Genomic DNA, 13,615 nt, shown 5'->3' on the forward strand with positions numbered 1-13,615 from the left:
TTTTTGTTTTAGTTAATTTATAGCATTATTGAGTTAACTTCGTCATTGATTGTTGTTCAGCTTTTACGGTATTAATTGCTTCTATTTGCTCAACGGTTGGTTTTTGAGTTAACTTTAATTGCAGTTTTACCATGTTATTCATGATTTCAACTAGCGGAGTCCATTTAACACTTCGTTCTTTTTCAAATAAGCTCTCAAAGCTCTCTGGGGTCCAGTCGATAAAAGATTGAGGGTTTAATACTCGACCTAAGAAGCGTACTTCATAATGAAGGTGTGGTCCTGTTGAATTACCGGTATTACCACAGGTCGCGATTAGGTCCCCTTTTTTTACAAATTGCCCTGAACGCACTTTAAATTTTTGTAAATGAGCGTACATGGTCATAAACCCAAAAGAGTGCTGAACCTTAAGTAAATTACCATAACCTTTCTTACTTGGTCGGGCGAGTTCAATAACGCCATCAGCTGGTGCATAAATTTCTGTACCACGCTTACAGGTAAGGTCTTGCCCTAAATGACGTTGTCTTTTGCCTGAAATAGGGTTTGTTCTTTTCCCAAAACTGGATGAATTTCGAATAAAATCAATAGGGGTATCGTTGGGTATTAAGCGAAACATGGTCGCTCTAACTGCAGAATCAATGGCTGCGACATCCAGTCGTTGTTCTAATGTCTTTTCAGATAATAGCGTATCTTCTTCAGAGATATCTTGTAATCCAAGTACTGATTCAACATCTTCAATTCGTTGGCTGATTACGATAAATTCATTTTCTTTGGCTTCAAGCTGTTGAGTTAATTCGTAGTTACTATCATTATTTTCAATAATGAGGTTGTTGAGTTCCCCGTTTTGTACTTGAAGTTGAGCGATTGCCAATTCAGATGCTTGCTGCTTTTGATAAAAATAATGCAGACCAAAAGCACTTAGTGTAAATGAGCCAAGTCCCAATAAAAGAGATAAAATAACAAGGTTTTTCCGTTTTGGAGAAAGAGCGAAGAAGCGCGTTCCTTTGTTATGAGAAACGGAAATACGAATTTTATCTGGCATAGAATGGCAACTTATTACTTTAGGTTAATGTGGTTAACTCTGATAGTTGGCGTAACAACATATCACTGTTGCCGACATTGAGTTCAATTAGGCGTTTAAGGTGGCTAATACTATCAATATCTATGTGGCTTATACAGAGTCTTAGCGTGTTATCTGTTCTATTTATCAGTTTGCATTCAGCACTGATATCAATATCACTATCATTTAGCGTAAATCGCACGTTAAATTCAGAGTTTTCTTTAATCCCTTCGTCATCTGCTAAATTGATAAGTAATCCATGCAGAGATAAATCAACCAAAGAGCCTTTCCATTGCTTATCATCTTGCTGAAGAGTGATGTTTGCTTGATACACTACGCGTGAGAATTTGCGTCGTTCAATCATAATATGTTCCTTATATTATAAGTTTAATCTCTAAGTATGATATCTGGTTTGTTGTAAGTCTAATAAAAAGGCCGCTTTAATGCGGCCCTTATGATGAGTATCAAATAATCGTTATTACTATTTAGTCATACGCTTGTATTTAATACGATGTGGTTCAGCAGCCTGAGCGCCTAATGTTTTCTTAATCCAATCACTGTACTCCGTATAGTTACCTTCAAAGAAGTTCACTTTACCTTCATCGCGGTAATCAAGAATGTGAGTAGCGATACGGTCCAAGAACCAACGGTCATGCGAGATAACCATGGCACAACCAGGGAATTCTAGAAGAGCTTCTTCTAGTGCTCGTAATGTTTCAACATCCAAGTCATTGGTTGGCTCATCGAGTAACAGTACGTTGCCGCCTGTTTTCAATAATTTAGCTAAATGAACACGGTTACGTTCACCACCAGAGAGATCACCAATGATTTTCTGTTGGTCATTTCCACGGAAGTTAAAGCGAGAACAGTACGCACGAGCTGGAATTTCGTAATTATTGATCTTGATGATCTCAGCGCCTTCAGAGATCTCTTGGTAAACCGTTTTTGTATTGTCCATACTGTCACGGAATTGATCAACAGAAGCAAGTTTAACTGTCTCACCCAAAACAATTGAGCCTGAATCCGCTTCTTCTGCGCCACTTAACATTTTGAATAGCGTTGATTTACCAGCACCATTGGCACCGATAATACCAACGATAGCGCCTTTTGGCATACTGAATGATAAGTCGTCAATCAGTACACGATCGCCAAATGATTTCGTTAAGTTAGTTACTTCAAGAACTTTATCACCTAAACGCTCGCCTGGCGGAATGAACAATTCGTTTGTTTCATTACGTTTTTGGTGATCGGTGTTTTGCAGTTCTTCAAATCGAGCCATACGAGCTTTTGATTTCGCTTGACGACCTTTAGGATTTTGACGAACCCACTCAAGCTCTTTTTCTATCGTTTTTTGACGAGCATTTTCTTTCGAAGATTCTTGTTTTAGACGGTCATCTTTTTGCTCTAGCCAAGACGTATAGTTACCTTCCCATGGAATACCTTCACCACGGTCAAGCTCTAAGATCCAACCAGCAGCATTATCTAGGAAATAACGGTCATGGGTAATTGCCACAACAGTCCCTGAATAATCTACTAAGAAGTGCTCAAGCCACGCGACTGATTCTGCATCAAGGTGGTTGGTTGGTTCATCAAGAAGTAACATATCTGGTTTTTCAAGAAGAAGGCGACAGATAGCAACACGACGACGTTCACCACCAGATAGGAATTCAATTTTTGCATCCCACTCTGGAAGACGTAGTGCATCAGCAGCACGTTCTAAAGCGTTCTCTAGGTTGTGACCATCTTTTGCTTGGATAATCGCTTCAAGTTCACCTTGCTCTTTAGCAAGAGCATCAAAATCAGCATCTTCTTCAGCATAAGCAGCATAAACAGCATCTAATCGAGATAGTGCTCCAGCTACGTCAGAAACCGCTTCTTCAACGATTTCACGAACTGTTTTTGATTCATCGAGAACAGGTTCTTGTGGTAGATAGCCAATGTTCAATCCACTTTGTGGACGAGCTTCACCATCAATATCAGTATCTAGACCCGCCATAATGCGAAGTAGTGTTGATTTACCTGAGCCATTTAGGCCAAGAACACCGATTTTTGCACCAGGGAAGAAGCTAAGAGAAATGTCTTTCAGGATTTGTCTTTTAGGAGGAACAATTTTGCTCACTCGTGACATTGTATATACGTATTCAGCCATAATCACTTATTAGAGTAGGTTAACGGAAATATCATTTTACTATTTATGATACATAGTTTAACACTCATTCTTGTAGTTACTAGGGTAATATAAGTAAACTCAAAGAAGAATCAGATGGTAGTTTAACTCTGTCTTATATCAGTGCGCAGCTACAAAAAGGTTGGAAAGCTAGGTGTTTAAAAAATCAATGAAATATACACGACATAAATTAGGGATGATGGTGGCGTTGTGCGTTGGAATGAGTGTACATACAGCAGAAGCATTATCGATAGATGAATCACGAGCTCAATATCAAGAAGCAAAGGAGTTGCTAAAAGGTAAGGATTTAGAGCAATACAAAAAAGTAAGAGAGAAGTTAGATGAGTATCCATTAGCTCCTTACTTAGATTATCGTGAATTACGAATGGATTTAAGCTCTAAAACTCCGGATGATATTCGTTTGTTCCGTCATGATAATCGCACGTTATCTATTGGTAACTCTCTTGATTATCAATACTTGGTTATTTTGGGGCTGAATGAACGCTGGGCTGATTTTATTGACTATTTTCCAAAGGAGCCGAGCAGTAAAAACCTACAGTGCTATTACTATCAAGCAAAAAATGAACTTGGTGATAAAAACCTAGCTTGGAAAGGTGCTGAAAAGTTATGGCTAACTGGAAGCTCTGTTACTTATGAGTGTGATGATTTATTTAAAGCATGGTCTGATGCGGGTAAATTGACCGATGACTTAATTATAGATCGAATGCTATTGGTTTATAAGGCTCGTAATAACAGTCTATTTTCTTATTTAGAAAAAATGCTTTCTTCTGAAAAAGCGAAAAAACAGGCAAAAGATATTGTTGAATTATTTAATGATCCTGATTTATTAGCTGAGTTCTCAAAGACAAATAAAGCCACAGATTTCACTAAACAGTTGACGCTGATTTCTATTGAGCGAGAAGCAAGAAAAAATCCTGAAAAAGCGATTGAGATGTTGCCTCAATTAGTAAAAAAACAGAAATTTAGTTCAATTGAACAGATTGCGATTAAGAAAAGAATTGTCAGTACTATTATGTCTACTAACTCTGAAAGCTTAGCGACTTGGAGAGATGGTGAACTTGAACTAAATCCAGAAGACTCATTTGTTGAGCGTCGAATTCGTGTTGCTATCCGTGCTGCTGATTGGAATGATGTAGATAAGTGGATTGGTTATTTAAGCCCTGAAAGTAAAGCCTCATTACGTTGGCAGTTTTGGAAGGCTCGAATTGAAAGTGAAAATGGTGAGCAGGATAAAGCAGACGCTAGATTACAAAAATTGCTTGGCCAACGTAATTTTTATAGTGTGGCAGCAGCAAGTATCTTAGGTGAACCCATTCAATACCCAATGGATATCGCACCTAAAAATATTAAACCGGTAAAGGTGAAATATAAGGTTGAACTTGCTCGTATTAAAGAGTTGATTGCAATCGATGAGATCCCGACAGCGAAAAGTGAGTGGGAATACTTACTTAACCGAGCCTCTAAAAAAGAAGTGAAAGAGCTTGCTAGTTATGCCGCTCAACATCGTTGGCATCACTTTACTGTATTAGCAACGATTGAAGGAAGAATGTGGGGCTATTTAAGTCTACGTTTCCCTATTGCTCATCAGTGGTGGTTTGGCCATTACAGTAAAGAACTAGGGTTAGATAAAATAACCTTAATGTCTCTTTCTAGACAAGAGAGCGGCTTATATGCAGAAGCTCAATCTCCTGTTGGTGCTCGTGGTTTAATGCAAATTATGCCAGCAACGGCAAAATATACGGCTAAGAAAATTGATTACGACAGATATGAAGGGGTAAGTAGCCTAAATGATGTAGATGTAAATATTCATATTGGTTCAAACTATCTTAAAGGATTGATGGATGATTATGATGGAAACCGTATTTTTGCGTTAGCGGGTTACAATGCAGGCCCTCATCGAGTTAAGCGATGGAGAGCGGTTTCAAATGAAAAGTTAGATGCTTATGCCTTTATAGAAGCAATCCCATTTAAAGAAACGCGAGGTTACGTACAAAACATTTTGATGTTTGAAACTTACTACCGCAGTCTATTAGGGGAAAAAGGAAGTTTCTTATCGAAGAAAGAGCAGAATTTAGAGTATTAATTATTTCTGAATGATCATAAAGTAGGGGACTTAAGTGTCCCCTTTTTTATTAGTGTAATGAGGAATTTATGTCAGGATCAGCAAAATATTCAGATTGGTCACAAGTGATGGCATTAATAGCGAATGCCGCAGAGCAAGATAAGCATCAATCTTTATTAACCATGTTGATGACGCCTGATGAGCGTGAAGCATTGATTGCACGAGTTAATATTTGTCATGAATTATTACAAGGGGATTTAAGTCAAAGACAGATTAGTCAATTATTAGGGGTGGGCATTGCAACCATCACTCGAGGCTCAAATGAATTAAAAAGCCATACTCATGATGAAAAGGCATGGCTTATGGAGTTACTTCAAAAGAGTGCTAAAAGCGTTCAGGATGAAGAAAAGGAATAAGAGCAAGAATTAACGCTTGTTGATAAACAGAGCTTCTCGTTAATAGGTTATTGGTTAATAAGCCAATAGCCCCACCTTTTTGTTTAATATTATCGGTATTAAATTGTTCATCCATCACATCCCCAAGCTCTTTTCCTTGGTTAACTGCTGTAATTACCGCTGGAGGAAGGGGTAAACTTGATGATCGTGATTCCCCCACTTTTTCTCCATTATCAATAATCATCCAAGCAAAAGTTGAATTCTTTTCGATCCCTGCTTCTAATCCAACATAGAAACTGGCATCTGGAGATTGTGCTTTGGCGTTATTTACTCTGTTGATCGCCCCTTGTTTTGTTTCGATACAGCTCATTGGTTGATCTGGCACACCACTGTCGACAGATATTCCAGTAAAGTTAAACATTGTATTTGGAAACGCTTGATTAAACGCAGTCTTCACCGCGTTAATTTTTGCAGGGTTTAATGAAGCAATAATAACATTCATACAATAGCCTGTTATTGAGTTAAAGGTATCGTTGTCGGCGTCACATTTTCAATAGGGTAGCAACCAAGAACCTTAAGATATTGAGTAATCGAAGTTAGTTCTTCAATAGCTGCACTCATCGCTTCTGATTTTAAATGTGCTTGTAAATCAATATAGAACATCTCTTCCCAAGGGTTTCCCATAATAGGGCGAGATTCTAATTTCGTCATATTAATACCGTATTTACGTAATACTAATAACGATTCTACTAATGAACCTGCATCTTGAGAGGTTGATACTATTAGGGTGGTCTTTGCTGGTATTTGTTCTGACACATCAACAGGCTTTCTTGCCACAACAATAAAGCGAGTTTGATTCTCTGTTTGGTTTGAGATGTTAGTAATTAAGGATTGAAGTCCATACAGTTTACCACTGTCAGAGTTTCCGATTGCTGCTACTTCTGGTGAGTTTAGTTCTTTTACCGTAATCATGGCATCAGCAGTGCTTGCGCAAGAGATAAGCTCTACATTATCTAAACGGTTCAAAAACTCACTGCATTGTTCATGTGGCTGTGGATGAGAATATAAGGTTTTAATTGATTCAAGAGACGTTTCTGTGGTGGTTAGTAAGCAGTGATCAATCTGCTGAGTTAGTTCTCCCACAATGTATAAGCTTGTGTGCTGTAGTAAATCGTAAACTTGGTTGATAGAGCCTGAACTTGTATTTTCAATTGGTAACACACCGTAATCAGCGTGGCCAGACTCTACCGTTTTAATCACTTCTCTAAAGTTTTCACAACCTAGCTCAGCCAACTCAATATTTTTCTTACTGAAATAGCGACGGCTTGCTAAGTTTGAGTAAGAGCCTTTTGAGCCAAGATAAGCCACTCTTGCGATGGGTTTTCGACTTAATTCAGGGTTAGCGAGGTTTTGAAAGTATTCTTGTTGTAATAAAACAGAATCTTCAATAATGGTGTGAAATAACTGAGTAATGTAATAAGCATCAAGGTCGAATGCTTTGCCATTTTCAATTAATTTTACAAGTAATTGTTGTTCACGTTTTGGATCTCGAACTGGTTTCGCGGTTTGGACTTTGCTTTTAGCAACTTCAAGACTGAGTTTACGACGTTCAGAAAAAAGCGTTAATAGTTCATTATCAAGTTCATTAAGGCGTAAACGGATCTCATCCAGAGAATAGCGGGTATCAGTCATGAATATGCAAACCTAGTAAATTAAGAGTTAATTCACAATAAGGAATCGATAAGTTTGCGTCAAGAAAAAACAGCGCTCAAATGAGCGCTGTTTCAGAAAACGTTTGAGTTGACGATTTAATTACTGTTCGTATTCCTCTTCTAGGTCAACTTCTGGCTCTTCGACTACAGGTGCTTGAGCATGTGTTGCTCGACGAGCTTCGCCTTTATGTTGTAGCTTATCTAGTTGGCGTTCTAGTTTTTGGTACATCTCTCTAATTGCACCAAATAGGTCTTCTTGCTCTGCTGATGCTGCAACTTTACCACCAGCGATAGTCGCCTGTGCTTCTACCTTGTGTTTACCATTTGCGCGTTTCGTAACGCTAGCGTGACGGCCAATAATGTCTAGATTTCTTTTTTCTTCTAGTTTTTTAAATTTCCCTTCAATACGTTCACGGATGCCTGGAGTGATGTCGATGTTGTTACCAGTGATTTCTACTTTCATATGATTTTCCTCTCTCTTGCCCCGTTTGGCATGTATTCAGATTACGGATCCAGCAGTAAAATAAAGTGATCTAGATCACTATTTTTAATAGTGTCCGTAATTAGATATGTTGATGTGATCTCAAACAAAGCCTGAGAATTTTTTTTGAAAAAAAACTTGATGAATTGTCTAAAATAGGTAGATTGGAAGGGTTGATTACTGAAAACATTCGTTTTTAGGGACTGAGTTCAACCTACTGTTTTTTAATGGTTATTTTTTAATCTTCCATATTTTGTGAGTTTGAACAGCCTTTATATAAATATCAGATATAAAAAAGCCGTGCCTTAATGATAAGGCACGGCTTTTATTGTTTTGACTGAAAATTTATTCTGGATTCAATGCAATAAGTTCTTCTGTTCGAGCGATAGCATCTTCTAATTTCAATTCTTTATATGCAGCTAACATAATCGTTAGTGATTTTCTTGCGGCTTCAGTATCTGGATACGTTCGTTGTAATTCTTGGCTACGATTGATCGCTGAAATCCACGCTTCACGGCGCAGATAAAAATCAGCCGTTGCTAATTCATAATCAGCTAAGCGATTTTTTAAAGCAAACATGCGAGTTTGAGCATCTTCGGCATATAAACTATCTGGGTAACGATCTAGTAAGCGTTTAAAGTCTTTAAATGCTGAACGTGCAGGTTCAGGATCTCGATCTGAGCGATCGACTCTAAATAGATCGTGCATAAAGCTACGGTCTTGAGCCATATGTGTTAGGCCACGCATATATAAAACCCAATCTGCTTTTGGGTGCGTTGGGTTTAAGCGATTAAAACGTTCAATGGTCGCTAAGCCCAATGCAAGATCGTCATTTTTGTAATATACGTAAATTAGATCAAGTTGAACCTGCTCTGAGTAAGCACCAAAAGGGTAACGAGAATCGAGTGCTTCAAGGCGTTCAATTGCACTTGTCCAATTACCAGCCTGTAAAGATACTTGAGCCTGAGAATATAATTCTGATGGTGGGATATCAGGGATAACATCATCACTGCTTGAGCAACCAACCAGCAAAGATACGGCTAATAATGAAGAAAGGGTTAAGCGTTTCATGCTTGAAAATGATCCTTGACTAAAAAAACTGAAGTTATCCATTACGAAATGCGTCGTTAACAGATACAATGGTCGATAGTTTATTTCACTTACAGTGTTGATGATACCAAATATGATGTATTTGTTTGGTATTAGTACCACTAATTTAAAAAAAGTTCGATATGGCACAACAAATAGAGTTAACAAGTACAGTAAAAGAAAGTCAACTAGGTCAGCGTTTAGATCAAGCTGCAGCCGAGTTGTTTTCAGATTTCTCTCGTTCACGCATCAAAGAGTGGGTGTTAGCGGGTCAGATTTCTGTTAATGGTGAAGTTATTACTAAAGCACGTCTGAAAATGATGGGCGGTGAAGTAATTTCAGTTAAAGCTGAATTGGAAGATGAGCAGCGTTGGTTAGCTCAAGATATTCCTCTTGATATTGTTTATGAAGATGACGATTTATTGGTAATTAATAAGCCTCGTGACTTCGTAGTACATCCTGGTGCTGGTACACCGGATAAAACGGTACTAAATGCATTATTATTCCATTACCCAAGTATTGCAGAAGTGCCTCGTGCAGGTATCGTGCACCGTCTAGATAAAGACACTACAGGTTTAATGGTAGTAGCGAAAACAGTACCAGCTCAAACACGTTTAGTTCGTGCGCTTCAAAAGCGTAAGATCACTCGTGAATATGAAGCGGTAGTATTAGGTCGTATGACGGCTGGCGGCATGATTGAAAAACCAATTGGACGTCACCCTCAAAAACGTACACTAATGGCTGTACATGAATTAGGTAAAGATGCCGTAACACACTATCGTGTTGCTGAGCATTTCCGCATTCATACGCGCCTACGTTTACGCCTTGAAACTGGTCGTACTCACCAAATCCGTGTTCATATGTCATTCCTTCAACATCCATTAGTAGGTGATACTGCTTACGGTGGTCGTGCTCGTATCCCTAAAGGTGCGTCACAAGAATTGATTGATATGATCCGTGGTTTTGATCGTCAGGCTCTTCATGCTGCGATGTTACGTTTTGATCATCCAATTACAGGTGAAGTCATGGAATTCCATGCCCCAATCCCTGATGACATGGTTGCTCTATCTCAAGCTTTACGTGACGATGAACGTCTATTGCATGAGGACGAGTATTAAAAATGTCACTATTGTTACCAGAGTGGTCTGCTCCTAAAAATATTAACGTAGTTAGTACGACTCGATTAGATGGTGTTTCTAAATCCCCATTTTCGAGTTTAAATTTAGGTGATCATGTTGGTGACAATCACAATGATGTTGTGCTCAATCGTGAAAAACTGAGTACGTTGGCGCAGTTACCTACTGCACCAACGTGGTTAAATCAAATACATTCAACCATAGTTCTCACTCTTCCTTATACTGATTCAGAAAGTATTCCGTCTGCCGATGCCGCTTATACAAATCAAGCGAATCAAGTCTGTTGTGTTATGACTGCTGATTGTTTACCTGTTGTGATTTGTAATAAAGAAGGGACTGAAGTCGCAGCTGCTCATGCCGGTTGGCGTGGTCTTCTTGATGGTGTGCTTGAAAGTACGATTCAACATTTTACTTCAAATGAGCTTATTGCATGGTGTGGTCCAGCGATTGGCCCTGATGCGTTTGAAGTTGGTGAGGAAGTAAAAGCTTTATTTTGTGAAAAAGATCCTGAAGCGTCAAAGGCATTTAAACCGAGCCAAAATTCAGGGAAATGGCTAGCGAATTTAGCATTACTAGCTACGCAGCGTTTATACAATGCTGGGGTTAAAGAGATTCATTACTCGAACCTTTGCACTTACTCAAATACAGAACAATTTTTTTCTTATCGAAAAGAGGGAGATACAGGGCGTCAAGCTACCCTTATTTGGTTTGAATAATCCGCTTTAATTCAGTTCACCTCAGTTGATTTCTAAAACAATAAACCCCATCTAAGATGTAATAGTTAGTTACTTTTCTTCTGTAGGAGAGGGTTATGCGTTTAGACCGGTTTACCAGTAAATTTCAAATCGCTATTTCAGATGCTCAATCATTAGCATTAGGTCAAGATCATCAATATATCGAGCCAACTCATCTTATGGTTGCGCTGTTAAATCAAGATGGCAGTACAATTAGGCCATTATTAACACTTCTCAATATTGATGTAGCCCAACTTCGTTCAAAGCTTTCTGAAATTTTAGATAAAGCACCGAAAGTCACCGGTATTGGTGGTGATGTTCAACTCTCATCGAATATGGGCGTTATTTTTAATTTGTGTGACAAAATTGCACAAAAACGAAAAGATGCTTATATCTCTTCTGAAATATTTCTTCTTGCTGCTATCGAAGATAAAGGGCCATTAGGCAACTTATTGAGAGAGTTAGGCTTAACGGAACAAAAAATCGCGAAATCTATCGATGAGATCCGTGGTGGCGAAAAAGTTAATGATCAAAATGCAGAAGAAAAACGCCAAGCACTAGAAAAATTCACGGTAGATCTTACTGAGAAAGCTGAACAGGGGAAATTAGATCCTGTTATTGGTCGTGATGATGAAATTCGCCGTACTATTCAAGTGCTTCAAAGACGTACTAAAAATAATCCCGTGATTATTGGCCAACCTGGTGTGGGTAAAACGGCAATAGTTGAAGGTTTAGCCCAGCGTATAATTAATGGGGAAGTACCTGAAGGCTTGAAAAATAAACGCGTATTGTCTCTAGATATTGGTGCGTTAGTTGCTGGTGCTAAATTTCGAGGTGAGTTTGAAGAGCGATTGAAAGCGGTCTTAAATGAACTATCTAAAGAAGAAGGCAGCGTCATCCTTTTCATTGATGAAGTTCATACGATGGTTGGTGCCGGTAAAGGTGAAGGCTCGATGGATGCAGGAAATATGCTTAAGCCTGCGCTTGCTCGTGGCGAATTGCATTGCGTCGGTGCGACAACGTTGGATGAATACAGAAAATACATAGAGAAAGATCCCGCGTTAGAGAGACGATTCCAAAAGGTATTGGTTGATGAACCAACCGTAGAAGATACGATTGCTATTTTGCGTGGCTTGAAAGAGCGTTATGAGATCCATCATCATGTTGAAATAACCGATCCTGCGATAGTGGCTGCAGCGACACTCTCTCATCGTTATATTTCTGATAGACAGCTGCCTGATAAAGCCATTGATTTAATTGATGAAGCAGCATCAAGTATCAGAATGGAAATCGACTCAAAGCCAGAATCACTGGATAAATTGGATCGTAAAATTATCCAATTAAAAATAGAGCAGCAAGCTTTAGTTAAAGAAAGCGATGATGCAAGTTTAAAACGCTTAGACTCTTTAAATCTTGAATTAAGAGAAAAAGAGCGTGATTACGCTGAGCTAGAAGAAGTCTGGAAAGCTGAAAAAGCGGCATTGTCAGGGACACAGCATATAAAAACAGAGTTAGAAACGGCTCGAAGTAATATGGATATTGCGCGACGTGCTGGTGATTTAAACCGTATGTCAGAACTGCAATATGGCCGAATTCCAGAATTAGAAAAACAATTAGATCTTGCTGCACAAGCTGAAATGCAAGAAATGAGTTTATTAAAGAATAAAGTTACCGACAGTGAAATCGCTGAAGTTCTTTCTCGTCAAACAGGTATTCCTGTGAATAAAATGCTTGAGGGAGAAAGAGATAAACTGTTGAAGATGGAAAATGAATTACATAAACGAGTGATAGGACAAGCAGAAGCGGTTGAAGCAGTATCGAATGCCATTCGACGTAGTAGAGCAGGGCTGTCTGATCCTAATCGCCCAATTGGTTCTTTTTTATTCTTGGGGCCAACAGGTGTTGGTAAAACGGAATTATGTAAATCTTTAGCAAACTTTATGTTTGACAGTGAAGATGCGATGGTTCGAATTGATATGTCTGAGTTTATGGAGAAACATTCAGTTGCTAGGTTAGTCGGTGCGCCTCCTGGTTACGTTGGTTATGAAGAGGGCGGTTACTTAACTGAAGCAGTTAGACGTAAGCCTTATTCTGTTCTATTGCTTGATGAAGTTGAAAAAGCACATCCAGATGTATTTAATATTCTTCTTCAGGTATTAGATGACGGCAGGCTTACCGATGGTCAGGGAAGAACGGTAGATTTTAAAAATACCGTTATCATTATGACGTCGAATTTAGGCTCAGAAAAAATTCAGCAACATTTTGGTGAATTAGATTATAACGGTATAAAAGATCTGGTGATGGAAGTGGTGGGTCAGAACTTTAGACCAGAGTTTTTAAACCGAGTCGATGAAACCGTTGTTTTCCACCCGTTAGGCCAAGAGCATATTAAGAACATTGCATCTATTCAGCTGCAACGTTTGGAAAAACGATTAAATGAAAAAGACTATCAATTAGAGATATCAACTGAAGCTCTAGATTTAATCGCAGAAGCAGGGTTTGATCCTGTTTATGGCGCAAGACCATTAAAACGCGCGATTCAGACTTATATAGAGAATCCGTTAGCCCAAGATATTTTAAGTGGCAAATTAAGAACAGGTGAAGTGATTAAGCTAAAGGTGAAAGATAATCAGCTAATTACCACTCAAAACGACGACTTTTGATGGGTAAACAAGCGAGTTGAGTTAATTTTAATCACTTAAACTGTTTTTTGGTTATTTTACTAAAAAACAGTTGCATGAAACTAAAGACTCTCTATAAT

The 13,615-nt window shown here is 38.6% G+C and carries 12 protein-coding genes; 5 read left to right on the forward strand and 7 right to left on the reverse strand.

Annotated elements, in window-relative coordinates; translation table 11 throughout:
• Positions 1-25: 25 nt before the first annotated feature.
• The 3 genes from AC2INI_RS02785 to ettA form a co-directional block, all read right to left on the reverse strand.
• Positions 26-1,039 carry a M23 family metallopeptidase gene (locus tag AC2INI_RS02785; protein WP_486305300.1) on the reverse strand — a complete coding sequence of 338 codons (1,014 nt, stop codon included), beginning with the start codon at positions 1,037-1,039 and terminating at the stop codon, positions 26-28.
• A 19-nt stretch (positions 1,040-1,058) separates the two neighbouring features.
• The gene (locus tag AC2INI_RS02790) at positions 1,059-1,421 is read right to left on the reverse strand and encodes a PilZ domain-containing protein (RefSeq protein WP_122036737.1); all 363 of its coding nucleotides are present in this window, start codon (positions 1,419-1,421) and stop codon (positions 1,059-1,061) included.
• A gap of 117 nt (positions 1,422-1,538) precedes the next feature.
• Positions 1,539-3,206, reverse strand: a complete 1,668-nt coding sequence (gene ettA / locus AC2INI_RS02795; protein ID WP_122036738.1) for an energy-dependent translational throttle protein EttA — start codon at positions 3,204-3,206, stop codon at positions 1,539-1,541.
• 187 nt (positions 3,207-3,393) lie between these two features.
• Here ettA and sltY point away from each other — a divergent pair, with 187 nt between their 5' ends.
• Together sltY and trpR are read left to right on the forward strand one after the other, a co-directional pair.
• A complete protein-coding gene (gene sltY, locus AC2INI_RS02800) occupies positions 3,394-5,328 on the forward strand; it encodes a murein transglycosylase (protein WP_486311221.1) in 1,935 nt (644 codons plus the stop codon).
• Positions 5,329-5,396: 68 nt separating this feature from the next.
• Positions 5,397-5,723, forward strand: a complete 327-nt coding sequence (gene trpR / locus AC2INI_RS02805; protein WP_122036739.1) for a trp operon repressor — start codon at positions 5,397-5,399, stop codon at positions 5,721-5,723.
• On the opposite strand, the gene yjjX is transcribed toward trpR, so the two are convergent.
• From yjjX to bamD, 4 genes are all read right to left on the reverse strand, one after another.
• On the reverse strand, positions 5,692-6,204 hold the full coding sequence (gene yjjX, locus AC2INI_RS02810) for an inosine/xanthosine triphosphatase (protein WP_122036740.1): 513 nt from the start codon (positions 6,202-6,204) through the stop codon (positions 5,692-5,694). The genes trpR and yjjX overlap by 32 nt on opposite strands.
• Before the next feature lie 11 nt (positions 6,205-6,215).
• On the reverse strand, positions 6,216-7,394 hold the full coding sequence (gene pheA, locus AC2INI_RS02815; protein WP_122036741.1) for a prephenate dehydratase: 1,179 nt from the start codon (positions 7,392-7,394) through the stop codon (positions 6,216-6,218).
• A gap of 120 nt (positions 7,395-7,514) precedes the next feature.
• Entirely contained in the window at positions 7,515-7,877 is a 363-nt protein-coding gene (gene hpf / locus AC2INI_RS02820; protein WP_122036742.1) for a ribosome hibernation-promoting factor, HPF/YfiA family, read from the reverse strand.
• 363 nt (positions 7,878-8,240) lie between these two features.
• Positions 8,241-8,966: an outer membrane protein assembly factor BamD gene (bamD, locus tag AC2INI_RS02825; RefSeq protein WP_122036743.1), complete on the reverse strand. Its 726-nt coding sequence runs from the start codon at positions 8,964-8,966 to the stop codon at positions 8,241-8,243.
• 161 nt (positions 8,967-9,127) lie between these two features.
• On the opposite strand from bamD, the gene rluD reads away from it, so the two are divergent.
• The 3 genes from rluD to clpB all read left to right on the forward strand — a co-directional run bounded on the left by rluD (position 9,128) and on the right by clpB (position 13,517).
• On the forward strand, positions 9,128-10,102 hold the full coding sequence (rluD, locus tag AC2INI_RS02830; RefSeq protein WP_122036744.1) for a 23S rRNA pseudouridine(1911/1915/1917) synthase RluD: 975 nt from the start codon (positions 9,128-9,130) through the stop codon (positions 10,100-10,102).
• 2 nt (positions 10,103-10,104) lie between these two features.
• The gene (gene pgeF, locus AC2INI_RS02835) at positions 10,105-10,836 is read left to right on the forward strand and encodes a peptidoglycan editing factor PgeF (RefSeq protein WP_486305302.1); all 732 of its coding nucleotides are present in this window, start codon (positions 10,105-10,107) and stop codon (positions 10,834-10,836) included.
• Between the two features lie 95 nt (positions 10,837-10,931).
• Positions 10,932-13,517 (forward strand): ATP-dependent chaperone ClpB, encoded by a 2,586-nt coding sequence (gene clpB, locus AC2INI_RS02840; protein WP_486305303.1) that lies wholly within the window; start codon positions 10,932-10,934, stop codon positions 13,515-13,517.
• The last annotated feature ends 98 nt before the right edge of the window (positions 13,518-13,615 follow it).

The organism is Aliivibrio friggae, from assembly GCF_057368515.1.